Below are 26,954 nucleotides of genomic sequence, written 5' to 3'. Positions count from 1 at the left end.
CGGCATACTGCTCCACTATCGTTACCCGTTAGTTTAATGAACACAAATTTATTTCCTTAAGGTACATCGCAGGAACAGCAAATCGTTTTACTAAAAGGAGAAGTTCTGCCTCTCCTGAAATCCTCAAAATTATATGCAGCCATCTGACTCACTGCCTTAACAATTTTAATAATGATTTTACACTACTGGTCATCTGAAGTAACTTGGACACAATATAAAAAAAAGCGATGGCACTTCACAGACCATCACTTTAAATTTTTTTCTTATTATTTTTTGTAAAGAATTGGGTTTAGGTGACTTTCGATCAAATCCCCGGGCTTTGCACCAGGAATCCAAGCTGCCAAATCACCCTGGCGTGGCCTTGTTTTTACCGTCTGGGCTACTCTGGCCCCATCGGCTACATAAATGATGGTCATTACTTCGCGTGTTCGGTCTGTCGGATTGCCGGGGGCGGCGTGCATCGTCCATCCATTATGAAAGGTAGCATCTCCGGCAGCCATAGCACCGTATGTGACGGTCTCAATTGCTTTGGCTTTGATCAGGTCTCTCAATGTGGTGTGGGATTCATCGTTGATTGATAAATCTGCGGCATATCCAAGCTTCTGGCTACCTGACGCGAAAGTCATGGAGCCTATCTCTTCAGAGATATCAACCAAAGGCATCCACATCGTAATCGTCTTCTCATCAATCGGCCAAAGCACCTGATCCTGATGCCAAGGTGTGTGACCACCGCCAGGTTCCTTGTACAGAGCCTGATCATGGTACATCCGCACCCCATCAACACCCATAAGCTCTGCAGCAATCTTAGCAAATCTGCGGGCAAATGAAAATTTCTTTACTTCTTCCGAGCGCTCCCATATGTTCATAACTTGTATGAATGCTTTCCCATACGTATTTCGTGTTGAGATTGGATCGGCTTGTATCGCGCTTTGCTGAACAATTTGTCCAATTACTTTTCTGTAAGCCGTAACTTCCTCCAAAGAAGCTACCTCTCTTAAACAAATATGGCCTGTTTTCTCAAAATGCCGGACTTGCTCCATGGAAATATCGTAATTCGACGCTAACTCCGGCAACGGCTGTTTTTGAGCTTTTTGCATGTGGATCTCCTCCTATTATGAATTGCAGCTTGTATGGTTATTATAACTATTTCGAATGGCAGCAAGATTAGTTATATTAAGATCCTTGTGTGTTTTTTTGATCTTTTCTTGATTATTTTGTTATAATCAAGGCAATCAAAAATCTCATTCATGAAGGAAGAGGGATTATATGCATGACATCATTAGAGAAGAGCATTCATACGATCCTATATTTCCATTTGTTTGGTTCTATCATATGAGGGGTAATCCTGCGCACAAAGTGAACTTTTATCATTTTCATGACTGGTATGAAATCGTATTCGTGCATGAAGGCGGTGGCACATTCTTTATTGACAAGGAATGGTATTCCATGAAAAAGGGGGATGTTTACACCATTACAGGGGATGTCATTCATAAACCTCTTCCATCTGAACCTGATCCTTATGATTGCAGCGTTATATTATTCCACCCCTCCCTCATCCACTCCCATTCCCTCGGAGAAGTATTTACGCTATTGCAGCCATTCGAAAGAAAAACAGATAACACAGGCTACCGGCATACCCTATCGGAAAATGAATTAAGTCGTTGCGAATCTTTGCTGGATGAAATCAATGAGGAATTGCATAGTGGGCGAAGTGGAGGCCGGCATGCGGCAATGATCCTGCTGCATCGAGTTTTGCTTGAAGTCAACCGTGGACAGAACCGTAAAGACACTTCTCCAACCATGGGTAAGCTTACCAAAAGCGAGATTTGGCTGAAAGAAGTGCTTGTGTACATCGATGATCATTTCTTGAAAACACCGCTTACCTTGAATCTTCTAGCCTCCCAGGCGCTGGTAAGTCCGGAGCACTTCAGCAGGGTTTTCAAACAGGTTACCGGTTTCACCCTGCCTGCCTATTTGGGAGCAAAACGAATCATCAAAGCCAGAGAGCTGCTTATTCAAACGGAGCTTACCGTATCTTATATCGCGGATACCTGTGGATATAGCAGTGTTTCTTACTTTCATCAAACGTTTAAAAAGCATGTGGGCTGTACACCGGAAAGCTTCAGGCACAAAAATGGTATTGGTTTCTAAAATAATGGAATCCCGTATTAAGGTCGTTATATCTCGATAGCTCTTTTTTTAGGGACGGTGTTCAGAACGTCGATGGTGAAAGCAGGTCATTAAACTACCATGAAAGAACGGATTAACTTTCATGCTCTGTGGTGTAACGCAGGGGGATGCATGGATTGCTAACGGGTAACGTTAGTGCAAGAAGATTTCCATCAATATTTTCCGATAGGTTATTCAACTAATCTGCCCGTTAGTTCAGCGCCACCATGGAGTCTAATACTTTATTTTTCAGTCTAACACTTTATTTTCACAGAACATTTCCCATTTCCCCGCTCCGAATATAGGACGCGGCGCCGTTTACTTCTCAAACCAAAAGCAACTGACCTCGTCTTGAGAAGATAGTTCAATCAAACTAAGCTTTCATTCCATCAATAGCTTCCACTAAAAATATCTAATAAACAATAGAAACCATACCATAAAGGTGTGGTTTCTTTTGTTTAACTAAAACAGGACAAGTAGGCCGTCAGAAATCCGATCAGCCTTACAATCGCTATCAGAATAGGCACAGTATGAACGATTTCTGAGTAATAGCTAGGATTTTGGTCACAATGATTTCATGCACGAGCTGCGCGAATTTTTACGTAAGTAGACGCAAAAGTGATGTAATGCGCCATTTAAAGGAGCTGCTTTAGAAAGCGAATTTACCGGTAGAGCAAGCGGCGCAAATCATCGTGACCAAACATCCTAAAGGCACTATGCAGGTCGCGGCGTTTAATGCAACGGTTTCTAAGCCCGATCTTGTACTAAAAAAAAGTGGGAATCATCTCTTCTTTTTCCGTCGAAAGTGTCACAACTCAGTTGTTTTGCTATCAGTATTTGTAATAGTCAAACTCCACTTGGATTCAGATACAGGAAGCTTGCTTTTAAGGGTAATTCGATAAAGAGTGGGGCCCCATACCGCTTGCAATTTGGGATCGGACACGACAATTTCTTCTTTAGATGCGGCTAGTAAACTTTTATCATAATCCATCTGCACCTGGCTGTCTTCTGTACTCTTTAAGACAATAGTACCTTTCTCTTCTATTTGAGGATCCCATGGGGTTATAAAGTGAAGCTTGATATCATCTGTAGCACAGTTAAGCTGAAAATCTTCCTCAATCAAAATTTGAGCAGCCTTCTGACGCAAAAAGGTAAATGTACGCTTCCAAGAGACAATTCCCGATGATTCAGGGTATGCGGAAGCTATGTTCAAAGAGAACCGGGCTGAGTCCGGAGTCGAATTGTAATGTACATCGCTCGCCTTGAAGTTATTTCCTGGCAGTTGCTGGATGCCATTTACCATTGGTACGTTGTGGTACGCCGACTGCATCGTCCAAATGTCATAGCGATCCTTGCTAAACGTTTTAGCACTGTATGTTTCTACACCGACATCAATCAGATAAGGGATGCCGTCGGAATAGACCATAAAGTGACCGAGGTCATTATGATTGTGACTCTCTGCATTATGTCCGCCTTTCGCTGCCAAGTAGAGCCCGCAGCTCGAGCCTTCTTGCTCCCTTGCTGCCATGACCTCGATTTCGTTCAACCAAACGTCTTTTATATATGGAGCCGAAGCATCATCCTTCAGCTTGTCTCCTACCTCGAAAAGCGCAGGCAGAATGCGATGCATCGTAAGCCAGCCTGACAGCGGTTTGGCATTAGGCGAAAATGCGCTTCTTGCCAAACTAACAAGATGCTGATCCCCGATCCGAACCCCGTACCGATAAACGAGATCTGATTCTATTTCCAGCATAGCGCTTCCATCTGCGAAATTGACGTAATAATTTTCATCAATATGGACTCTGTACAAGTATCGCCCTAACTCTTGAATGAGTGGCTCATTGTACACATTTATTTGCCCTCCAGAAGCTTCGTATAATAACTCCAAGCAATCGAATAACGATCCTGCGGCACGATGCCAGTAAACTGGCCCCTCTTCACATCCGCCATCCCTTTCGGAATCATTAATAAATCGATCCAAGCTGGTTATCATCTTTGTGATTCCCATAATGCGCTTCTCCTCATCCGCTTCCAATAATAAGAAGCAGAGAAGCACATTCGAATTTACCCACGGATTCCAATTGTTCATTTTTCGATTCGGATCCATACCCATCCACCATAAATCGGTACGTTCCAAATACGGATCAAGAATGCGACGATTTATTTCATGTTGAATTCGCTCGCAAATGCTTGTGCTGACTTCATCAAACGACTCTTTTAAAAGGAAATATGTCGTAGCAAGTAAGCTCGCAGTCTCGCCTGCGCATAAATCAATAAACACATCCGTTACATCAGGTAGCGATAATTTGGCGCTAGCCTTGGATAAAACCATATGGGAAGGGATGATCCATGTGGTTTCTTCACAGATGCTCCATATTCCGTTAATGATTATATCTAGAAACCGGCCGCGCCCCTCGATACACTCTGCCAAAACTAGCGTAGCTAGCACAACTCTACGTTCTCTTAATTTATGTTCATACCGCACAACGTTGCCATCTCGCGTGTATGACAAAAAGTCGGTAGCGGAAAGCGGAAGCCAAGGATATGCCAGGAATTCCTCTCCTCTAGTAACCCAATCCTCCTTTACAGATTCATTGAGGGATTGCCACATATCCCTATCGCTGAATTTAGGATATGGAAGAAAATTCGTCTGCGGAAGTAACAGATTCTTTAGATTATCCAAATAACGTTCTTTTAGCATAAGCGCACTCCTCTACTTTACCTCTACCAGTATCCCTTCAACCCTTTTTCCATACGCACAAGAGCTTCCAAATAATAATAGTCGCCCCAAATCATATAATCGTCTGGTCCGCTGTTTCCGCGTACGTGATACGAACCATGCTGCAATAAGCCTTCGGCATCGGGCAAATGCATTGTCGAGTAATTCTCGACCAGTGATGTCATGGAGCGCTGAAGTCCAGCCTCGAGCAATGGTCGATCAGAGTCGTCTGCCTCAAGTACATCCAGAAGTTCGAGCAAGCCCGCTGCAACAATCGCCGAAGCGGAGCTGTCCCGCGGTGTGTTCTTTTCAATTGGAACGTCGAAATCCCAATAGGCAACGTGGTCTTCCGGTAAATACTCCAAAAAGAATTTAGCCATTTCTTTTGATGTCTGTAAGAAAGCTTTATCTTTCGTGTAACGATAGCTAAGGGCAAATCCATAAATGCCCCAGGCTTGCCCCCTTGTCCACGTCGATCCGTCCTCGTAGCCTTGATGCGTTCCCCCGTGCAATGCATTGCCATTTGTTTGATCAAAATAAAACGTATGATAAGAGGAATAATCTCCTCGAACCAGAAACCGACGGCTTTTATGCGCATGACGATAGGCTATATCATAAAAATCTTTCTCGCCTGTTTGTTGATAAGCCCAGAATAATAGCGGGAGGTTCATTAAACAGTCGATGATAATGCGTCCTCCATTTTTGGGATCGCCTTCTTTTCCCCATGCTTGAATAGCGCCAATCGTAGGGCGCCAAAGATCCCTAAGTTCGCGGGCCGCTTGCAAGGCTACAGCCCGAGCCTTTTCATCTCCGGTAATCATCCACTGCGCAGTAGCAGAAAGTGAATATAGAAATCCCAAATCATGATGGTCAAGATGGTAATGCTGATCCAAGCGCTGACTAAAGTTTTCCAGAAAGGACTCCGCGCTTTGTTTAAACTCCTCATCTCCGCTGTATTCATAAGACAACCACATCATGCCGATATAAAAGCCTTCTATCCAATCACCGTTTTCTCCCCATTTGTATCTTTGATTTTCCGTAATATGGGGGAGCAGTCCAGGATGGTTATGGATATTATTTTTTATTTTTTGCATTGCATCTTCAATTGCCGAGCGCCACATGAACTCCACTTCCTTTTTGTTGAGTATCATTCAACAGTAGTTGATAGTAGTCGTGTAATGAAATAGACTGACCATGATTCAGACGAGATTGCTCAGCCGCAAAAGCCATTAAGTGACTTCGAACAGATGCGGAAGCGGAGGTAAGACTGTCACCGCCGTTGTAATTGCGAACCTCATTTAGAAAGCGCTTCATAATCCCGCTGTCTCCCCCTCCATGTCCGCTTGTCTGCTTAGCAATCTTTATTTCAGTTTCCTCATGAGTCAAGAAATCCATCAGCATGATTCTTCCCTCTTCACCGCGGATTTCTCCTCTTGTTCCCATGATCTGAATACGGCGCTCCTGGTGTCTTGTGAACCCGGACATGCTGAATATCGCAGTGGCACCATTGGCGAAGTTCATATTGACTACCTGATGGTCAACCACGTTATTGTCAGATTGATAAACACAGCGGCCATAGTCGTTTTCCTGCAAACATTTAATAATATTTTCTCGCGTTTTTTCTTTTGTAAAATGTCCTGCCCACCCTATCCCTTCGCCTAAATAAAATCTAGGAGCCGAGTAAGGACATTGCAATTCCACGGCGCAGCCGTCCAAACAGCGCGAAGTAGAACCCTCGGGAGCATTCCCTTTATGAAAATGCATGAGGGATCCATAAGAGCTCACGTGCGTACAAGGCTGATCCATCAGCCAAGATATTGCATCCATATCGTGGCAGGATTTAGCCAAAATCATCGGACTTGATTTGTCAGAATTGTTCCAGTTACCCCGAACAAAGCTGTGCGCGATATGCCAATACCCTACGTTCTCATTTAGCTGAATAGAAACAATTTCGCCTATTCTTTTTTCAGTTATCAGCCTCTTAATCGTTTGCCAGAACGGACCGAAGCACATGGCAAATCGTCAGCAGCTTTCCTGCTTCTTTCGCTGCTTGCTCCATTCTCACGCATTCAGCTGGCTCCGGAGACATCGGCTTCTCAAGTAGAACATGATAATCCTTACTGAGCGCCTGCAAAGTCGGCTCAAAGTGCATGCGATCCTGTGTACAAATCAATGCAAAATCTGCAAGCTTGGGCTGGTCCAAAATCTCTTCCCACGAGGAATAACAATTCTCTTGTGGAATGTCGTGCTCCCGAGCAAATATCTCAAGCCGTTCCGGATCGGGCTCCGCTACGGCGACAAATTTCAATTCATGAGGGAAATCGAGTGCATATGGCGCATAGCTGCGTGCTCCACGCGCTCCGGCACCAATCAATATAGCTTTCACTTGCTGCATATCAGTCACTCCTCTAAATAGATATATGTTAACGATAGAGTTGGCTCACTTCATGTGGTCATTGTTGCAAAGTCTTTACATGCTTGGCCCTGTATTCCCCAGGCGTAACTCCTGTAAGTCGCTTAAATGCGCGTATAAAATTTTGCGAGTTGTTATAACGAAGCCGGTCGGCAATATCCGTCACTTTTAAATCCGTTTGCGCGAGTAATTCTTTCGCTTTATCAATTCGAAAGGCGATCACGTAATCGGTAAACGTTACGCCAACCTCTTGCTTGAATATGCTGCTGAAATGTGAAACCGGCATCATGACCATTTCTGCGAGAAACGGCTGGGATAAGTCTTCATCATAATGTTCGTGAATGTAGTGCAGAACTTTATCCGCGATTAACGAGTTCCGTTCACTTCGCAGATGACGAATATGAGTAATAATCGTCGGGAACATGACCTTCTTGAGCCATTGAACAACGTGTTCCATCGTCTTAAAACCATTTACGGTCTGGTAGACATTTTCTTCAAACAGCGTTGGCCCTTCCGTGGGGTCAAGTTCATATAACGTACGCATTGTCGCTGCGACAAGCTGAACGAAAGATTGACGGACATGGTCTGTCGTTAGCGAACCTTTCATTTTTAACGATACAGCGAAATCATCGACCGCACTGCTTGCTTGTTCAAGATTTCCAAGTCTTAGATTTGTTAATAACGATTGTTCTTGCTCCACCGGATACGTTAGCGTAGTTGCTTCCGGATTAACCTGTTCAATAAATAGAACCGTACCCGTTCCTTCCAACAGCTGGTATTTAAGCGCTTCAACCGCTTCTTTATAGGATCGTTGAATGTTCTCAAGCCCCAAATAGCTGTGGCCGACACCAATGGTTGCCGTTACTCGAAGCACTTGCTCGATTAAGGTTCGTATTTCTTCAGAAATACGAAATATTTCTGCTTGCAGAAGACTCGGCTCATCGCTTTCCAAGCCGTGATTGATAACAACAGCAATTTGATCGGATTGCATTCTAACCACCATGCCGTTTGTATAATGGCTTATGATCTCTTTAACAATATTAATCGCCCCATAAAAGAACAAATTAACGTCTTGCTCAGATTGGCCGCGCAGATTATCCAGCTCGATACATAATACCGTATAAAAAGAGCATTTTACCGGAATTTGATAATAATTGAGCTTTTCATTAAACTCACCGGAACGAAATGGCTCTGTAAGCAGGCGCTGAATAAAGTTGGCGCGCAAGAGCGGCATCGATTCTTTTATTTGATTTTCAAGCTCATCATTCTCTGAACGTATCGTTTCCACGTAATAATGGATGAGACCGAACTCGTCCATTTTTCGCTGTGACGTCGGATTAAACTTTCCAATCACACGAATCGACTCGGCAATACCCGAAATAATCCGAAACAACCGCTTTGACAGCAGAATAGAGGCAAACAAGCCCATCAAGATAAGAGCCAGACAAATAATAGTAGTCGTATATTTGATAGATTGAATTGGTTTTGTCAGCTCTCTTAGCGACAGAATAGATACATACCGCCATCCATTGTAGTCCGATTCCAGCGAGCTGACCAACATCGAATCTCCGTTGATCATGATCTTATCGGATGATTCCGGAATATCGGACGCCATTAAGGCGCGGATGGAGTGATCGCTGAGTAACTCCCGATTGAGCGGCTTATGCCAATCCGACAGAACACTCCCTGACGGTGTTAGAATCAGCATCTCACCGTTGGTGCCGGCATACAAGCTGCCAAATACATTAAAGATCGCCTGTTCGTTCAAATTGATAATCAAATAGCCAAGCGCCTGATCGGACGAAACTGGCAAACGACGTACCAAAGTAATGACATGAGACCCGCCATTCAATTCTGATCGAGTCGTATTGTGTTCATACCAAAAAAAAGGCTCTTTGCTTTCATTAATGCGTTGAAGTAGCTCCGCTCCGAGCTTGGGTGCATCTACAATGCCCTGACTTGGATTAATAGCTAGCTGCTGGCGGTTCATGTATAAATAAACGGAATCCACATTGTCGATCAGCATTTCCATCGTATTTAATATGGTCGTTACATTTTTTAACGATTGTATATTGTCTAGAGGATCCGGCTCTTTTAAAAAATCAGTTAACGTCGGATTGAACGCTTGCTGCAAGACAATCTTGTCATTCGTCACCAGCAGCTTGTCAATTCGCTCTTGGACTTGCCGCATCGTTTCTTTGTTCGTCTTGCTAATTCCCTGCATGATACTGGAACTCGCGATCATGTAAGTTATGAAGCCAAGTACAATGACTGGAATGATAGAAATAAGCGAAGCAGCAAGCAGTACTTTTAACTGCGTGCGATAAGTTGACTGTCTATTCCATATTGTACGTAGCACTTTGCACCACCCTTCGAGGAAACAACTGGAAGACCATTTCCCATGAGGAAATGACCTTCCCTTGTTGATGATTATTGATTGCTTTTATTTTTTGTTTGCTTTATACCAGTCATTTACTTCCTTCGTGAGTTGACGGCCACCTTTATCCAGCCATTCATTCGCGAACTTGTCGAAATCCTCGACCGGTCTCTTGCCCATCACTACGCTGACGAAGAATTCATCGCGCATCTTGTTCAGATCAGCACCCTTTTCGATCTGCGTAGGCGCCAGGTAACTGATTGCCGGGTTTTTTACGCCTTTATCTAGATCATAGTCAAGCATATCATGCTGCTTTTTTTGGACTTCAGGCGCAGCTGTTTTCGAAACATTCAAATAAGGATCGAATTTGTTTTGGGAGAGCAAATTTCCAACGGCATCGGCCTTCAGCTTGTCGGTATTTACCTTTAAGGTTCCATCGGCATTCTTCGTATAATGGACGCCTTCTAATCCGTAATCCTTGAACGCGGCTCCTTCATCGCTCATTTGCCAATCCAGGAAACTGATAACCCGTTTTACTTTTTCCGGATCCTTCTCAAGCTTGGCTGGGATCGCTTGCAAACCATAAAAACCGATCTGTTCGTTCACACCCGATTTACCGGTTGGTCCAGTAACAAGCGGGATCATTTCGAATTTTGCATTCGGGTTAATTTTTGTTGTATCCGCCACAAAATGAGCATAATCACTGATGTTACCAATGTAAATACCCGCATTGCCGTTGTTGATTTTATCCCAAACCTGTGTTGTTTTTAACACAGCAAAATCTTTATCGATGGCGCCTTCCTTATACAGGTCTCTATTAAAGGTGAGCGCTTGTTTGCGCCCTGGAGTAATGGCGCTGTTCATTAAAGTGCCGTCCTCCATCACTCGCCAGGCGTTTCCGGTATCGAATGCGTGCCAAACCGTTTCGAGGAACGCAAGGTTTTCACCGACGGCAAAGCCGAACGTATCCGCTTTCCCATTTTTATCAGGGTCGTTCTTAGTAAATGCTACCGCCGTTTTAAACAGATCATCCGTCGTTTTGGGAACTGGCAATCCTAGATTATCGAGCCAATCTTTGCGAATCATGATCACGGTATTCGCTAATGGGCGCGGACGAGGAATGCCATAGATTTTACCGTTAATTTTTACGTTGTCCCAAACTGACTTAGGCAACTTCATAATATTTGGCGAATTTTTGATATAGTCGTCAAGCGCGAGGAATGCGCCTTGTTGTGTATAATTGTAGAAATCGGCTGAAGGGAACGATTCCCATACCATGAAATCCGCCATATCGCCTGATGCAACGGCGAGCTTCTCTTTTTCTTCCGAGCTATTGTTCGGGATGGCTAGTGGCTCATAATCAATGTTGAATTTATCTTCAATAAATTTCCATGTCTCTGTCTTTTGCGCCGGATCGCCGTAGAGCGGGAACATCGAGCTGATCTTGATATGCTTGCCGGTGTCTGCCTTAGCCGTAGACGAAGGCTGGGTCGAGCTGGCCGTATCATTCTTTGAGCAGCCGATTGCGGAGCCCCCAAGTATCGCTACCACCATTGAAAGGTAAAGAACGGTCTTAAATTTGCGGTTGTTGTTCATGCACTGACCTCCTGAATATAAGATGATATGGTAAGAGAGCGATGTAAAGAATTAGCTCCCTCTAAACCCGAAGGTAAATCTACCCTTTTACTGAGCCTAGCAAAACTCCCTTTGCAAAATGCTTCTGTAGAAACGGATAAATGATCAGGATCGGCACGGTTGCAACGATCGTTGCCGCCATTTTAATACTTTTGGGCAACACTTGCGCACTGGCTTCGAGTGCAGCATTTTGAAATTGCTCGACTGAACCCTCGATGATCATTTGACGCAGCAGTACCTGAATTGGCCAGAGGTCGGACTTGTTTATATACATAACCGCCGAAAAATAGTTGTTCCAGTGACCGACCGCATAAAACAGTGTAAATGTAGCTAAGGCTGGCATGGATAGCGGGAGTACGACTCGAAACAGGACACCAAAATTGCGACAGCCATCAATCCGGGCGGCCTCCTCCAGCTCTTCGGGAATACTCATAAAGAAGTTTCGCATAATGATCAGATTAAATGCGCTGATTGCGCCTGGCAAAATTACGGACCAAACTGTGTTGAGCAAATGTATGTTTTTAACAACAAGGTAAGATGGAATCAGACCGCCACTGAACAACATGGTTACGACGACTAAAAACAGAATTACACCGCGACCTTTTAGTCTTTTTTTCGAAAGCGGATAAGCCATTAAGGTTGTAAACAAGAGATTGACGAATGTACCCGTTACCGTAATAAAAATGCTTACCCATAACGAATGGACAAAATGCGTATTGGAAAAAATCGTATAGTAGGCGCCCCAATCGATTGTTTCCGGCCACAGGATAAGCCCGCCTTGCAGCACCTGTTTCAATGGAGCGAGTGAGGTCGCAGTAACATATAGAAACGGAATTAGTGTGATGATCGAGAAAAGAAGAAGAATGCACACATTGCCAATATCAAAAGCTCTGCTGCCAATAGACGGTTTATAGTGTAACAAATCGGTGCCTCCTATCAGAATCAGGGGCTCTACTTGATTAGTAGACGCCTTCTTCGCCGAATTTTTTAGTCAACCAGTTAGCTCCCATAATGAGAATCAAACCAACAAAGGATTTAAATAGGCCAACAGCCGTTGTATAGCTGAACTTTCCGCCAATGAGTCCTTCACGGTACACATACGTCTCAAACACATCGCCTACGTCATTTACCGTCGAATTAAGCATGAGGAAAATATGCTCGAATCCGATATCAAGAACGCTGCCCATGCGCAATATGAGCAATATGAGTATCGTGCTGCGAATCGCCGGAAGCGTAATGTGCCAGAGCTGTCTCCACCGTCCAGCTCCGTCAACGATGGCCGCTTCATAAAGCTGCGGATCGACACCTGCTAGTGCTGCAAGAAAAATAATCGTCCCCCAGCCGGCTTCCTTCCAAATGCTTTGGCTGACAATCAATCCTCGAAACCATTCTTTGGTCGTTAAAAAAGCAATTTCTGTTCCGCCGCCTGCTTTAATGAGCTCATTAATGAGACCACCCTGCGTGCCAAGCAGCATGTAAGTTATGCCGACCACGACGACCCAAGAAAGGAAGTGGGGTAAATAAATAACCGTCTGAATGAATTTCTTGAATACGGTAGCTCGAATTTCATTTAGCAGTAGCGAAAGCACAATCGGAACTGGAAAAAAGAAAATTAGATTATAAAAGCTGATAAGCAGCGTGTTGCGAAGCAATAACCAGAATCCATTATAATGAAATAGCGTTACAAAATGCTTAAATCCGACCCAATCGCTCCCTGTGATTCCTTTATAAGGGCTATAATCTTGAAAGGCAATCACAATTCCCCACATAGGGACGTACTTAAATATGATAAAAAACAAGATTCCCGGAACAAGCATGATATACAGTTCCCAGTCGTTAATCATATGAAATCGTTTCTTCTGCGAGATTGCATTCGACAACTTAACATGTTGCGCCGTTGTTGAATCCATGGTGTTTCCCCTCCCATCATTTTTCATCTCTATGTGTCTCGTCGATGATAGTCACATTAACATATGGTTATATGAAATTAAATAATCTTTTTAAATGAGTATTGATCATGACTTGTGTGGAGTGCTAAATAATGGCGGAGAAGCGAAAAACAAAAAAACACCGGGAGACCCGATGTTCCACAACAAAGGAATAGCAATTCCTCTCCAACAAATTTCGCCCTACTTTCGTGTTGAAGCAGCCATTCCTTCCACTTGTATTCGGCAATACCTATTTATATTTCCCTAGTTTCTTCCCTTAGCCATCCGCTCTCTTCTTCATTTAAATAAGGAGCTAGCTTCGTATATACCTCTTGATGATAATTGTTTAACCATTGCTTTTCACTCTCTGTTAACATATCTTTATTGATACCGGCTAAATCAATTGGGCAATACGTAATTGTTTCAAACCTCATAAATTGACCAAACTCTGTTTTCTCGTCTTCAACTACTAACATCATATTTTCAATTCTAATTCCATATTTACCTTCAAGGTATATTCCCGGTTCATTCGTAATAATCATGCCTTTTTCTAATGTAACATTATTATTATTCCTTATACTTTGTGGTCCTTCATGAACATTCAAGAAAAAACCTACCCCATGTCCTGTCCCGCATTTATAGTCTAAACCATACTGCCAAATTGGTTGCCTTGCTAAAACATCTAAGTTAGAGCCTGTAGCTCCGTATAAATATTTTACTGAGCTTAATGCAATAAATCCTTTTAACACCAAAGTAAAATCTCTTTTTTGTTCATCGGTAAGTTTTCCTAAAACAATCGTTCGTGTAATATCTGTTGTTCCATCATAATACTGTCCGCCTGAATCAATTAAAAAAAGACCTTCATTCTTAAGTGTAAATTGCGTTTCTTTATTGGCTTTATAATGCATCATCGCAGCATGTTCACTATAACCTGCTATCGTATCAAAGCTAGGTCCAACATATCCTTCCTGCGCCCTTCTGAAATCTTCTAATCTTTCTTCTGCAGTAATCTCTGTAATTTCTTCTTTGTCTACAACGTTTTTTAGCCATTTTATAAATTTCACCATGGCTAAACCATCTTTTATTTCACACCATTTTACATTTTTTATCTCAACTTCATTTTTAATAGCTTTTAAATTAGTCGTGATGTCAGGACTTTCAATTTTCTTTGTAATACTGTTAATGGCATTATATAATCTGCTATTTGTTTTATTCGTATCTAAAATAATGGTATCTCCGCTTGAAAGATTTCCTAAGAAAGTTTGTATTTCATGATTCGCTTTGAACTCGATTCCTTCAGCCTCCAGTTCTAATTTAACCAAAGAGGGAACCTTGCAAGAATCAATGAATAAATAACATTTATGTTCTGCTACAATTACATTTGCTATTACAACTGGATTGTTAGGCACATCGGCTCCTCTTATATTCAAAAGCCATGCAATGTCATCAAGGGAAGTTAAAATATAATAATTGGCTCCTATATTTTTCATTTCTTCTCTTACTTCATTTAATTTTTCTACTCGTGATTTGCCTGCATATTTTACGTCATGAGTAAAAAATGGGCCTTTAGGAATCTCCGGTCTATCTTCCCACAGATCACCAATTAAATCTTGATTCATTTTTAATTCGATTTTCTTTGCTTTTAGATCTTTTTCCATATTTTTAACCATATTCATTGAAAAAACATTTCCATCAAAGCCCACAATGCTTTCTTCTTTAAGAACATCCGCTAGCCATTTGGTATAAAATGGAACCCCGGGATCCATCATTCTAAATAATCTGATTCCTGATCCCTCAAGCTGCTTTTCAGCTTGAATATAGTATCTGCCATCTGTCCATAACCCAGCATCATCTAATGTAATAACTACTGTACCTGCAGACCCTGTAAACCCTGATATCCATTGTCTACATTTCCAATGTTCTGCTACATATTCACTCTGATGTGCATCAAAACTGGGAATGATATAAGCATCCATTTGATTTTCTTTCATTTGCTGTCTTAACTTTTCGACCCTATCCCTGATATTCATTACGAATTCCTCCATTTTTCTTAAGACTAAATTCTTTATTTTCACGATCATATAGCCATGCAGCTAGTACTATACTAATTATTCCGGCTGTAAGCTTTGATATGATGAACGCTCCTAACATGTCTGGGGCTACTCCTGATACAAATCCTAACTGACCACCAAATACAAATGCTCCACTTACGCCAAAGGCAGCACATACCACTTTTCCTTTAGGATTCATTTCCTTATATGTTCCAAATATCAACAGATTACTAGCCAAATTTCCTAGTATGCCTGCTACTGACACTGAATTAATTCCAAATCTCTCTCCTATTCTTTCAAAACTATTTTTAAAAATTCGAATAATAAGTGCTAGCATAGGATAGGCTCCACCTAAAATTAATGCGATTTTGCCTACGATAACTGTACATTCAGATAGGGGTGCTAATCCTGAGACAAGCCTTACACCAAATATCAAATCTATACCCTGTAAAAGCAATCCAACAGTACTCAAACTCATGATAAGCTTTCCAAATACATTAAAAGCCTTTATAAAAACATGATGAGCTTTTAATAATCCAACCCCTAAAATAATGGCAAAAACAAATATAGGTACCAGATTCCATACTAATATGCCGATATTTATTTTTTGCCATAAACCTGCTGCAAGACATCCTATAGGTATAGTAATAATTCCAACAAGTACACCCTTAGAAAAATATTTTTCATCTTCTTTAGAAAGCATCCCTAACGCGACGGGTATTGAAAAACTAATTGTGGCCCCTAAAGTAGATGCGATGATAATTCCTGAGAATGCCCCCATTTCCTTTGTTAATGCTAGCTTATCAGCGATTTGATATCCCCCCATATCTACAGCTAAAAGTGCTGCAGGAACGATAGAAGGATCTAAATTAAACACGCTACAGATTGGAATAATCACAGATGATAACAAATTTGTAAATAGAGGGACTAAAGAAAGTATTCCTATCATGCCAAGCCCCAAAGTCCCCATGGTCTTTATGCCTTCTTCAAATTTCCCACCCAGTTTCAAATGATTTCCGGTAATATAATCAATAGCTCCGATTACAAAAAAAGAACCGATGAGACATAATACAAATTTATCCATTTTTTATCTCTTTCTATTAAATTTATATAACTTTACTAATCAGCATCTTTAGTAGATGACCTACTATTGTAGATATAATTAGGCGTATTAACAGCTATAAGCTGGACCTTTTTGTTCGTATAATTAGCCCAATTGTGTGCAATATTTGAGTCCATATGAACACTGTCACCAGGATACACTTCATGCCTCGTACCATTTATGTAAACTGTTAATATACCCTCTAAAACATAAATGAACTCTTCTCCCGCATGCTTATAGGATAATATTTCTTCATTTTTCTTTTGAGGAAGAATTTCTATAAGCCTTGGAAAAAGTTGTTTATTTTCTAAATTTGTACTTAAACTATACTTAATAAAACCACCTTCTACTGAATCCATTAATTCTTGTTCATAACTTCTTAAAACCATATCTTTCCTTTTAAGTGGATAATCAAAAAAATGTGTTAAATGTACTTCCAAGATATCAGCTAGTTTTTCAAGTGAATCAACTGCTATGGTAGTAAGCCCCCTTTCTAATTGAGACAGAAATCCAACAGATAGTTCGCTTTTTTCACTTAACTCTTTCAAAGTAATTCCTTTTTCAGTCCTCAATTTCTTTATTTCCATTCCTATATTCATCACTTCACCCCGAATTTTCATTAATGTGAATAATGTAATATATATTAGAGTAAAACGCAATATATTATAAAATAATTTCATGAATATGAAAATCAATTAATTAACGTAATCATCTATTCTCTCGAGAACAGTCCGTAGAATTACACAATCTGGCACAAAAAAAGACGCTTGATCTATTAGATCTATGCGCCTAGATTGTTAAATAATAAAATACGAAAAAGAGCTATCTTATTGTGCTTTACTCAACTAAAGCGCCAATAACTCGAAGGAGAGTAAAGATACAGTCTGCCTACAATTTGATTAACCAACCTCAGTCTTCTGGTTAGGTCATGTTTTTTAGGTACAGATCTATATTTAAATGAGGAAAAATTTTCTAGTTTTGAGCAAGTTTTGAAACTTCCCCCTGATTTTGTTGCATTGCAAATAGTTGAATTTGGATGATTACTTTCAAAAACAACCACCTAAACCGTTGTCACAATAACGTTCTAAGTGGTTCTATTTTTAACCTCACTTACTTATGATACGGTTCAGCATATCACAATTAAACTAATCTGCCCTTTAGCTTAATAAGAACAAAGAGCAACGGCAAACTGCTAATGTCTCTTTTCTGTAATGGATGGTCGAACTAATCACATTGTCATTCTTAGGTCTAACAATAACATCACCTACGTTATATGATTTGGTTGGTTCAATACCAAGCAATTGCGTAACTTCATTTACAGGAAATCTGTCCCCGAAAATACTGAAATACGCCATGACAGTGGTTTTATCCATTATCAGTCACCCCAGTCAATTCATATATTTATCTTATTGCAATTGTACCTTTTACTTAACAAATCTGCCCATTACTTCAACGGACAACGGCAGCTGATCGTATACCGGCTGCCGTTGAGTTGTGATTGAACTATCGTTTTCCGTCCCTCGGTTTTAAGGGTTTATCTCACGTATGCTCACTCACTCGCAGGATTTCATCACCTTATAAATCAGTATTTTTCAGAAAGTAAGTTGATTAAAACCGTTGATTCATATTTTGGGCGTGCGGGAATAGAGGAACATATGGAACATTTCCCCAGATCCTACTCTACTGCACGCATGCTCCACAAAATCCTTGGAGGTTCACCCTCCCACGGCTCAACGGGTCTATGCCCTTACATTCCTTCGTTATACCTGACCAAGGTGTGGAGGCCGATAGCGTTTAGCGGATGGGTCTGTGCCCTTTTGGAAAACGAACTCGGTACTCCGTGCTTTCTTTTTGAAAACTCCTGCGAATGAGTCAATTTACGTTATATTTAAGAAGTTTTAGGCAGCTAGAGCGTAATTGGGAATTACTTTTCCAGGTAAAAATGACTCACCTCTTTGAACAATGCCAACGAGGATTCGTGCCAATTTTCCAAGTAGCTTAAAAAGAGACTGTTGTTTCTTCATTTGCTTGATCTGAACATTATTCTCATGCATCTGTCGAAAGACTGGATTCGTTCCTACGAGCGTGATCGTTGCCAGATACATATACTTGCGCAACGTTGCATCTCCCCGTTTCGAAAGCTTGATTTGTCCCTTGTGTTTTCCTGACATCCTTTCAGCTAAGTTTAGACCTGCTTTACGCAATAACTGACGTCCATGCGCATACTGTCTAAGGTCACCAGCACATGATAGTATGGCAGCTATGAAGATTGGACCCAGGCCTTTAATCGATCGAAGTTGAATGGCCATTGGAATCTCACTAAGCAGTGCTAGAATGTCCTTTTCAATCTTTTCTAGTATTTCAACAATACGTTCAAACTCCTCTAGTAACCGCCGTAAATCTTGCTTGGCTTCATGAAGAGCTGTCTTCTCTCCTACACTCTGCTTGGCTTGCGAAATTAGCAACGCAGCTTTCTGAGTCCCCGTAGAACCACCCGCTCGTTTCATATGCTTTCTCCAACTTGTAATCACCTCAGATACCGTCAGAGACTGTAGATCTAGCGGGGAGGGTAAATCTTTAAGCGTAGCTAAGGAACGTTTGGAGGTCCAGTCTTTAAACACCGAGGTATACTCGGGGAACCGAATATCTAACCAACGGATGATCCGGTTCTGCATTCTTACACTATTCGTCACCCAAAATTCCCGGTCACTCATAATGATACGTAACCGTTGAAAGACAGTAGACTGTCGCGTGTATTCATAGTAATAGCCTCGGCAAACGACATCTGCAATGACAAGTGCATCTTTAGGATCACTCTTGGAAGGACAATTATCTCGGTTTTCCTCCCTCGGTTTTAAGGGTTTATCTCACGTATGCTCACTCACTCGCAGGATTTCATCACCTTATAAATCAGTATTTTTCAGAAAGTAAGTTGATTAAAACCGTTGATTCATATTTTGGGCGTGCGGGAATAGAGGAACATATGGAACATTTCCCCAGATCCTACTCTACTGCACGCATGCTCCACAAAATCCTTGGAGGTTCACCCTCCCACGGCTCAACGGGTCTATGCCCTTACATTCCTTCGTTATACCTGACCAAGGTGTGGAGGCCGATAGCGTTTAGCGGATGGGTCTGTGCCCTTTTGGAAAACGAACTCGGTACTCCGTGCTTTCTTTTTGAAAACTCCTGCGAATGAGTCAATTTACGTTATATTTAAGAAGTTTTAGGCAGCTAGAGCGTAATTGGGAATTACTTTTCCAGGTAAAAATGACTCACCTCTTTGAACAATGCCAACGAGGATTCGTGCCAATTTTCCAAGTAGCTTAAAAAGAGACTGTTGTTTCTTCATTTGCTTGATCTGAACATTATTCTCATGCATCTGTCGAAAGACTGGATTCGTTCCTACGAGCGTGATCGTTGCCAGATACATATACTTGCGCAACGTTGCATCTCCCCGTTTCGAAAGCTTGATTTGTCCCTTGTGTTTTCCTGACATCCTTTCAGCTAAGTTTAGACCTGCTTTACGCAATAACTGACGTCCATGCGCATACTGTCTAAGGTCACCAGCACATGATAGTATGGCAGCTATGAAGATTGGACCCAGGCCTTTAATCGATCGAAGTTGAATGGCCATTGGAATCTCACTAAGCAGTGCTAGAATGTCCTTTTCAATCTTTTCTAGTATTTCAACAATACGTTCAAACTCCTCTAGTAACCGCCGTAAATCTTGCTTGGCTTCATGAAGAGCTGTCTTCTCTCCTACACTCTGCTTGGCTTGCGAAATTAGCAACGCAGCTTTCTGAGTCCCCGTAGAACCACCCGCTCGTTTCATATGCTTTCTCCAACTTGTAATCACCTCAGATACCGTCAGAGACTGTAGATCTAGCGGGGAGGGTAAATCTTTAAGCGTAGCTAAGGAACGTTTGGAGGTCCAGTCTTTAAACACCGAGGTATACTCGGGGAACCGAATATCTAACCAACGGATGATCCGGTTCTGCATTCTTACACTATTCGTCACCCAAAATTCCCGGTCACTCATAATGATACGTAACCGTTGAAAGACAGTAGACTGTCGCGTGTATTCATAGTAATAGCCTCGGCAAACGACATCTGCAATGACAAGTGCATCTTTAGGATCACTCTTGGAAGGACAATTATCTCGGTTTTCCTTGTTTCGTTTGGTGGTAGCAGGATTCACCATGACAACGTTTATCCCCTTGTCGGAAAGCCAATTAGCCAGGTTAAACCAGTAATGTCCGGTCGGCTCCATACCGATGATTAGGGTCTTCAACTGGTGCTTCTGTTGTAATTCAGCCATCCAACGTTGTAATCTTTCGAATCCTTCTAAGTCGTTTGTAAATGGTAAATGCCGCTTAGCAAGAACGATACCTCGAAAATTAGTAGCCTGTGCGACATGAATTTCCTTCGCCATGTCGATACCTACTACAAGATGAGAGGTGGAAATTCGTTCAATACGTTGATTTTGTCCATCGTTTTGTTTAAACTTCATAGTAAGAGCGCCTCCTTGATGGTATTGGGTTTCGAACCCGTGCACAAACCCATCATACCGAGGCGCTCCTTTTTTGACAAAGTCCAAATCTTAGTCATTACAGGAATGTTTAGCACAACGCGGATACCTTTTTATTCCAATAGCCGTGTCAGATATATGTTTCTGCTTTCCGTTAATGCAATTTGAGTGTTAATTCAGCCAATACCTTCCTACTAGGATAGTCCTTACAGAGCTGATTATCTTTTCCTTAGTTGCGTAATCAGCAGGCTCAGACCTAAAATACCCGCAAGCAGGCCGAACAGGTAGGAAAGCGGGATTAATCCGAATGGTTCCACCAGTCTTCCGTCCGACGCAACGTAGCTGCCGATGGCGTGATAAGCACTCAGGCAGCCGAAGCAGGCCAGGATCGAAACAAGAAGCGCGCCTTTGAGAAACGCAGATTTTTTGCTTTTTTTCCATGTCTTTGCTATATTACGGATCGGTTCCGCGTCCCTCATGTTGTCAACTCCCTTGATGTCGTCGTCGATTTTTTCAAGCTCAACCCTGCACGATTCGCAGGTCTTAAGATGATCCTCGATCTGTTTCTTGCTCTCCTCACTGCAAACCTTGTCGTGATAGAGCGGAAGCAGGTCCCGGATCATATCGCACGGAATATTCATAAAAGCATCTCCTTCAGTTTGATTTTCGCCCGGTGATACGTGACACGCGCCCAACTCTCAGTTTTGCCAAATAGCTCCGCGATCTGTGCGAAGGATAGCTCGCCGAATATACGAAGCGTCAGGACTTCCTTGTAGGGCTCGTCCATTTTGTGCAGGGCCTTGTGGATTTCAAAGGCCGATTCATCGATCAAAAATGTCTGTTCCGGTTCGTTTCCACCGGTATGTTTTGGTATTTCGTCGCAGGAAACGTAGCGATTTTTCTTTTTGCAAAGAGAAAAATACGTATTTTTCGCGATCTGGCACAGCCATACGTACACCTTGCACTCGCCCTTGAATGCGCCAATGCTCTGCATAGCCTTGAAGAAGGTCTCCTGCGTGACTTCCTCGGCCTCCGCTTCATTCCTGCATAGTGAAAGAGCATATTTATATACATCACGGAAGTACCGTGCGTACATATCTTCAAAATCGGTCACATTCTCACCTCGCTTTTCCTTCATAAGACTCTTGAACTCCCGATTCGTTACAAGTTTAGGCTCATAAAAGCGAATTCTTCCTTCTCTAAGCGAATGTGATGCTATCTATGAATTTATTTGGAGTTGCCCGAAGCAAACCCCTTAACTAAAGTTCTCCGTTAGCGTAACGAGAGTGTAATTATATTTTTTCAACTGGAAAGTATAAGTACAATTCGCCTGTGTTATCTTTAGGATTATAAAATTCTTGAATTGCTCCAACGATTTGATAATTGTTTTGAGGTAAATATTCTGCAATCATATGTTTAAAAATGTTTTGATAAGAATCTTGAGTACATTTTGTTACAACGTACTTGAAAGCTGGAATGACCCATTTTGTCCATCCATTTGGGACAATAGCGTCGTCTTTAACTTCGCATCCTGCTAAATACTTACCTTCTACTTTCCACCTTTCAAACTTCTCATCAACATCACTCATAGCACCCCAAATCCCAGTAATGTTACCTTCAGCATCCAACTTCGCGAGATTGCTTATCTCAGCAAAATTACTATTTGCCTCTTGCCATAATGGAGGTATCCACTTTGGACCTTCAATCGCAAGTCCTTCTCCCAATTTGCCAATAACTGAAAACTGCTGTTTTTCGATTATATCGACCACTTTTTCTTCCCTCCTGTATTAACGATTAAACATATGTTTTTTTGTACATTTTACCATATTATACTTATCAAGATTTATTGAACTATGCTGCCTGTTAGCTGAGAAGGCTGCCGTTCTATGTAGTCGGCAGCCTTCTCCTGATGTCTATTGAGCTACAGTTCTCCCGTTAGCTTAATAAGTAAGGATGAAGTCTTCCATGGTCGGGATTGGGATCAAAGTCTTGTCATACGACAAAGCAGCTAATGTTGTTAGATTTTAATGTTAAAGTTATAATTATCATTTGGCTTGTATCTGTCGAAAGTTTTTTGCTTCCAAGATGGCTTTTTACATACTCCTGTTTCGACCAAACAACTCCTAAAAGAGTATAATTATTTTTTATGTATAGGACAAGGTCATATTAATTCTAATAAGGTGGTAATTCAATGAAAGAACAAGAGGACAATACAGGTGATTCTATTCTCCACAACGCTGGTCTAGTAATGGCACTGGGAACAGCTGTTTTTTTACTTGGATTTATCCGTTTATTTGGTGTTCAAGTATCTAATTTATTTCTTCTAGGTATATCCACTTCTTCCCTATTATTAATAATAATGGAAGCTTTACGTATAAAAGGAAGAAAAATATTACTTTATCAATCGCTTGCGCTAATCGCTTTGATCTGTCTCCCCAATATCCCTGCTTTACAGAAAATTGATAATAACTATTTAGCACAATATAACGACTCTTTTTCTCTATTTGTAATGGGACTTACGCTTTTTCTCATTAGTCAGAAAGGATTACGTGAGATTGTTTCTATTCTAGGATCAAATAACCAAGTTATACACGATCTAAAAAAACAACTAGAACACTCTGAAGAAAAATATCACCAATTAATAGTTAGAATTGAGGAAATTCAAAACGAAGTTAAGGATGCGAAAACATTGGCTGAAGAGGGCATGGCTATTCTTTCAGAACTAGATCACGAAGAAAATGAAGAAAAGTGACCAATTATGTTATTAAAATGCAGCTGTACAATTAATACTCTTAAAGATACAAGATTAAACATATTTGTTACTCCAAAATGAAGTCATGGTAGTAACATGCATTCAAGATACAACAATATAAAAGAGGAGTGGCTGCAACCACTCCTCTTTTGTTTACAACGGCTTTTGGAATAACCACTAGCTGCTGTATTTTCCAATTTAGTATTATCCTTACAGTTACTTCAACAGACAAAGGTAGCCAATCGAGTGCCGGCTACCGTTATGTCGTGATTCGTTTAGCGGAATGGCTGCTTGCCAGAATTCCTAAATAACTTCTGAAATAAAATAGCTTAGAATGTTGAAACAATTATCATCGCTTTTAGAATGATTATTATCAACAGAAACAAGCTTATTATGAAGGTCAACTTTATATATATTTTCTTTCTTAAGACTTGACTCAGCGATCATCTTTTCAAATTCAACCCACTGTGAATTAATGATTCTTTTACTTGAGATAAAAATGAAAATGTTCGATTTTCTTATAGCGTCCTCAATTTGAATATGTAAGTTCCCTGACAAATCTAAATCCTTCATATCAAACCATGTTTCGAATCCATGCTCCTCCATTATAGTTTTTAAAGACTCAGCGTAAGCTCTATCTTCATGAACATAACTTATGAAAACCCGTTGTTTAAGCGTTGCCACTGTCATCACCCGTATTTTTAGAGGATATTGGATTTGGGACATTGTCGATTTCTACGCTTCTAGCCCCTTCCCTAATTTTCTCAATTGCATTAGCATAATTAATTCTACGTTTGCTATCTTCGTCGCCAAATGATTCAGGATCATTCTTCATTTTCCTTACCAACGTATATACAGACGACTCAAATAACCTGTATTTTTGATAAAGTTCTTTCATTTTAAAAGTGGAATGCAAGCCAAACATAATTGCAGAAAAAGCCGTTGCAACTTGAACCAGAATCTTAGAGTAATTTCCGTCCCCAATATATGGTATTATAAAAGGCAAGGATAAGGATATAATAGCAGTCCAAATTACTACAAAATAGTGCATCGCACCGTATCTCCATGCTCTTCTCTGCCATATTGTTAATAAGGGAATAAGGCTTTCGTAATGCTTTTCAAGCCATTGCTTTAGCTCGTCCGAAACTAATGGTATTCCATCAAATGCATTGTTTTCCTGTTTTTGACCAACTGACTTTACATTAAATTTTGGTTTAAATACTTTGCAGATAATGATCACTGAAAGCAGAACACAAATAAAGAACAAAATCATTATTACGCCCCAGAAGTCATTTAACATCCTTAAATCCCCCCAAAAGATTTCCGCAACCGGTATAAATTTAGCTATTTGAAAGTCTTCTCTTCAAAGCCATAATAATTCATATTTCCAAAGAATCAGGTGTCCATGTCCGAAATTCCATCCTTCCCTAGAACAGTATATTCCATAAATAGACTGCATTATCCTCCCGTTGCTTCAACGAAAAATAGGAGCTGCATCGTTGCAAGCTCCCTCACTATCGTTCCCAGATAGCGCAATGCGAAACGTTATAACACATGTAAATTTTAAATTGTAAAAGATAAAACATTTATTGATTCGCAAGATAATGCTAAGTCGCTTCATTGCTTATCGATCCAAAGTTCAAATTCCATAACATATCCGGAGTCATCGTTGTACTCAATATAATTTGTTTTTTTTAAAACTAAATCAGGGAGAAGAGTTATTACTACTTATTGAATACGTCACGGCTTATCTTTATAACTTTGTATGTAGACTTTCGCTCGTGTTATTCCCATGCACTTCCCTATTGTCAACCGATGGTTCCCCCCACCATCAATATAGTAGTGTCCATTATAGTAGATAACAGAAGGGAGATCGTTATCCGGTGAAGAACTTAATATGTTTTGATACGTTTCTGGGGGATGTTCAAAGTTCGTCATTTTGTGAAGAGAACCCAAATACTCTATCCAATCTATAGCTTGGGTAGAACGGCATGTACCTACCAATAAATCTAGATCAATAGTATCTGGCCCTGTCGGGCCTGCGCTATCCTTACAAATGTCATTGAGGTCCATTTCTTTAAAGGCTAGTTCTCTCATTTTGTGCTCCTGTGCTGTATTTATATTCAAATGTAAAAGCCTCTCTTGTAAAGTTAGAGGTTCTTTGATGACTGATTTAAACATATCCGGATAATTTTCACGTAATCTTTTTAGCAACTTCCCCATTTTTCCTCACTCCTGATTTACTCATAGATTTCCTCCACATGTCAGAAGCCTTCAATGCTGCTTTGTTAAGTTTGAATTTGTTTTTTTATTTTTGAATCGAATAATCAACTCAAATGCGTTAGTTGTATCACAAGCGCTTCTTCTCTCGGGAAGAAATTTTCGTGATGTATAGCTCCTGATACTCTCTCATTTGGGGCATAAAGGGTGTATATCAAAGGATAACTTACGAATTCGCCAGAATTCACTTCCTCGAAGGTTGGTGCCATCCAATCACGTAAATCAAGCGTGTTGTTATCAAGTTCTTTCTTAAAAATTTCGAGACCGGCAGCTCGGTACTGGTCATGATTAATTCCGACTGATAACAGCTCGTTTTCCTCAATATTATTTAGCTCCCGAATGTCTGATTTACAACGGCTCTCGCACATGAAAGGACCACTGGAAGTGTCATACCCGAAGATAATCAGAGAGCTAGAGGCTCCGTCTTTAACTTCGCGGTTATAATGGTAGTCATGTTTCTCCTGAATGAACTTAATCATTTGATCCAGATTTAAAGACAACCTATCCAATTCATCACAAAGAGAACTATTTAGCCTTTGGCCAGCCTCGTTGTGTACCAACCGACCAACTGAAGCAATACTCAAAAAATAATTCTTCATTCCCCATAATTTAGGCTGGCTTGTATTACGCTCTTTTAAATCCAGGCTGAATGAAACGGAATCAATAAACCCAAATGCAAGATCGTTTGTGCGAAATCCTAAAAAAATTGTCATTGCGTCCCCTTCTTTCCACGAATGTATAGTTAAATAAAACTAGAGGGAGCCGCTGCCGCGTGGCGATCTGCTCCCTGGTTATAACACCCAATATATTCCGTTTTCATTCTACATTATCCTACCCGTCCCTCAGTTTAGGTTAAAAAGCCCACCGATCCGCTGGCAGCCTTGTTTTGGTAGTCTAATTAGCTATCGTGTCCCGTTAGCTTAATTTCCGATGGGTTTAAGGTGCATTACACCGAGGCAGACGAACTTAGCCAGTGCAGGGTGTCAGCAGATTCCAA

23 protein-coding genes and 2 pseudogenes are annotated in these 26,954 nt (G+C 41.0%); 3 read left to right on the top strand and 22 right to left on the bottom strand.

The genetic code is table 11. The features are described from left to right. Positions 1-266 precede the first annotated feature (266 nt). Positions 267-1,097 carry a phytanoyl-CoA dioxygenase family protein gene (locus ACBP55_RS06090; RefSeq protein WP_464650527.1) on the bottom strand — a complete coding sequence of 277 codons (831 nt, stop codon included), beginning with the start codon at positions 1,095-1,097 and terminating at the stop codon, positions 267-269. Between the two features lie 169 nt (positions 1,098-1,266). On the opposite strand from ACBP55_RS06090, the gene ACBP55_RS06085 reads away from it, so the two are divergent. Then, complete coding sequence (locus ACBP55_RS06085) at positions 1,267-2,151, top strand: AraC family transcriptional regulator (protein ID WP_464650526.1); 885 nt, start codon at positions 1,267-1,269, stop codon at positions 2,149-2,151. Positions 2,152-2,977: 826 nt separating this feature from the next. Here the strand turns inward: ACBP55_RS06085 and ACBP55_RS06080 are convergent. The 17 genes and pseudogenes from ACBP55_RS06080 to ACBP55_RS06000 all read right to left on the bottom strand — a co-directional run bounded on the left by ACBP55_RS06080 (position 2,978) and on the right by ACBP55_RS06000 (position 22,694). Continuing rightward, complete coding sequence (locus tag ACBP55_RS06080) at positions 2,978-4,870, bottom strand: heparinase II/III domain-containing protein (protein WP_464650525.1); 1,893 nt, start codon at positions 4,868-4,870, stop codon at positions 2,978-2,980. 23 nt (positions 4,871-4,893) lie between these two features. Further along, entirely contained in the window at positions 4,894-6,009 is a 1,116-nt protein-coding gene (locus ACBP55_RS06075) for a glycoside hydrolase family 88 protein (RefSeq protein WP_464650523.1), read from the bottom strand. Next, a pseudogene (locus tag ACBP55_RS06070) lies at positions 5,990-7,283 on the bottom strand (Gfo/Idh/MocA family protein). Before ACBP55_RS06070 ends, ACBP55_RS06075 begins: the two are co-directional and overlap by 20 nt. A gap of 58 nt (positions 7,284-7,341) precedes the next feature. Then, positions 7,342-9,660: a helix-turn-helix domain-containing protein gene (locus ACBP55_RS06065; RefSeq protein ID WP_464650521.1), complete on the bottom strand. Its 2,319-nt coding sequence runs from the start codon at positions 9,658-9,660 to the stop codon at positions 7,342-7,344. Positions 9,661-9,744: 84 nt separating this feature from the next. Beyond that, complete coding sequence (locus tag ACBP55_RS06060) at positions 9,745-11,274, bottom strand: extracellular solute-binding protein (RefSeq protein ID WP_464650519.1); 1,530 nt, start codon at positions 11,272-11,274, stop codon at positions 9,745-9,747. A gap of 79 nt (positions 11,275-11,353) precedes the next feature. Then, positions 11,354-12,235, bottom strand: coding sequence for a carbohydrate ABC transporter permease (locus ACBP55_RS06055; RefSeq protein ID WP_464650517.1), 882 nt, complete (start codon positions 12,233-12,235; stop codon positions 11,354-11,356). A 37-nt stretch (positions 12,236-12,272) separates the two neighbouring features. Then, complete coding sequence (locus ACBP55_RS06050; RefSeq protein WP_171691013.1) at positions 12,273-13,223, bottom strand: ABC transporter permease; 951 nt, start codon at positions 13,221-13,223, stop codon at positions 12,273-12,275. A gap of 272 nt (positions 13,224-13,495) precedes the next feature. After that, positions 13,496-15,271, bottom strand: a complete 1,776-nt coding sequence (locus tag ACBP55_RS06045; RefSeq protein ID WP_464650515.1) for an aminopeptidase P family protein — start codon at positions 15,269-15,271, stop codon at positions 13,496-13,498. Beyond that, positions 15,255-16,376, bottom strand: a complete 1,122-nt coding sequence (gene eutH / locus ACBP55_RS06040; protein WP_464650513.1) for an ethanolamine utilization protein EutH — start codon at positions 16,374-16,376, stop codon at positions 15,255-15,257. Before eutH ends, ACBP55_RS06045 begins: the two co-directional genes overlap by 17 nt. A gap of 35 nt (positions 16,377-16,411) precedes the next feature. Further along, the gene (locus ACBP55_RS06035; RefSeq protein ID WP_464650511.1) at positions 16,412-16,993 is read right to left on the bottom strand and encodes a helix-turn-helix domain-containing protein; all 582 of its coding nucleotides are present in this window, start codon (positions 16,991-16,993) and stop codon (positions 16,412-16,414) included. Positions 16,994-17,551: 558 nt separating this feature from the next. Further along, entirely contained in the window at positions 17,552-17,749 is a 198-nt protein-coding gene (locus ACBP55_RS06030) for a DUF4279 domain-containing protein (protein ID WP_464653246.1), read from the bottom strand. A 543-nt stretch (positions 17,750-18,292) separates the two neighbouring features. After that, positions 18,293-19,015: a transposase gene (locus ACBP55_RS06025; protein WP_464653245.1), complete on the bottom strand. Its 723-nt coding sequence runs from the start codon at positions 19,013-19,015 to the stop codon at positions 18,293-18,295. Positions 19,016-19,039: 24 nt separating this feature from the next. Next, positions 19,040-19,207, bottom strand: a pseudogene (locus ACBP55_RS06020) (IS110 family transposase); the annotation flags it as partial. A gap of 413 nt (positions 19,208-19,620) precedes the next feature. Then, positions 19,621-20,907, bottom strand: coding sequence for an IS110 family RNA-guided transposase (locus tag ACBP55_RS06015; RefSeq protein ID WP_464650509.1), 1,287 nt, complete (start codon positions 20,905-20,907; stop codon positions 19,621-19,623). Between the two features lie 236 nt (positions 20,908-21,143). After that, positions 21,144-21,566, bottom strand: coding sequence for a zf-HC2 domain-containing protein (locus ACBP55_RS06010; RefSeq protein WP_464650507.1), 423 nt, complete (start codon positions 21,564-21,566; stop codon positions 21,144-21,146). After that, positions 21,563-22,063, bottom strand: coding sequence for an RNA polymerase sigma factor (locus tag ACBP55_RS06005; protein ID WP_464650505.1), 501 nt, complete (start codon positions 22,061-22,063; stop codon positions 21,563-21,565). The genes ACBP55_RS06010 and ACBP55_RS06005 overlap by 4 nt, the downstream gene beginning before the upstream one ends. A gap of 154 nt (positions 22,064-22,217) precedes the next feature. Further along, the gene (locus tag ACBP55_RS06000) at positions 22,218-22,694 is read right to left on the bottom strand and encodes a GyrI-like domain-containing protein (RefSeq protein ID WP_464650503.1); all 477 of its coding nucleotides are present in this window, start codon (positions 22,692-22,694) and stop codon (positions 22,218-22,220) included. A gap of 422 nt (positions 22,695-23,116) precedes the next feature. On the opposite strand from ACBP55_RS06000, the gene ACBP55_RS05995 reads away from it, so the two are divergent. After that, positions 23,117-23,677, top strand: coding sequence for a hypothetical protein (locus tag ACBP55_RS05995; protein ID WP_464650501.1), 561 nt, complete (start codon positions 23,117-23,119; stop codon positions 23,675-23,677). Between the two features lie 128 nt (positions 23,678-23,805). Beyond that, a complete protein-coding gene (locus ACBP55_RS05990; RefSeq protein ID WP_464650499.1) occupies positions 23,806-23,988 on the top strand; it encodes a hypothetical protein in 183 nt (60 codons plus the stop codon). On the opposite strand, the gene ACBP55_RS05985 is transcribed toward ACBP55_RS05990, so the two are convergent. The 4 genes from ACBP55_RS05985 to ACBP55_RS05970 form a co-directional block, all read right to left on the bottom strand. Further along, on the bottom strand, positions 23,981-24,361 hold the full coding sequence (locus ACBP55_RS05985) for a toll/interleukin-1 receptor domain-containing protein (RefSeq protein ID WP_464650497.1): 381 nt from the start codon (positions 24,359-24,361) through the stop codon (positions 23,981-23,983). The two genes, ACBP55_RS05990 and ACBP55_RS05985, sit on opposite strands and share 8 nt — an antisense overlap. Next, complete coding sequence (locus ACBP55_RS05980; RefSeq protein ID WP_464650495.1) at positions 24,348-24,977, bottom strand: DUF4231 domain-containing protein; 630 nt, start codon at positions 24,975-24,977, stop codon at positions 24,348-24,350. The genes ACBP55_RS05985 and ACBP55_RS05980 overlap by 14 nt, the downstream gene beginning before the upstream one ends. 440 nt (positions 24,978-25,417) lie before the next feature. Further along, on the bottom strand, positions 25,418-25,900 hold the full coding sequence (locus tag ACBP55_RS05975; RefSeq protein ID WP_464650493.1) for a hypothetical protein: 483 nt from the start codon (positions 25,898-25,900) through the stop codon (positions 25,418-25,420). Positions 25,901-26,004: 104 nt separating this feature from the next. Then, a complete protein-coding gene (locus ACBP55_RS05970; RefSeq protein WP_464650491.1) occupies positions 26,005-26,670 on the bottom strand; it encodes a hypothetical protein in 666 nt (221 codons plus the stop codon). Positions 26,671-26,954: the final 284 nt, after the last annotated feature.

The sequence above is a fragment of the Paenibacillus sp. WG02 genome (assembly GCF_055396115.1).
This window is presented reverse-complemented; position numbering and strand designations above follow the sequence as displayed.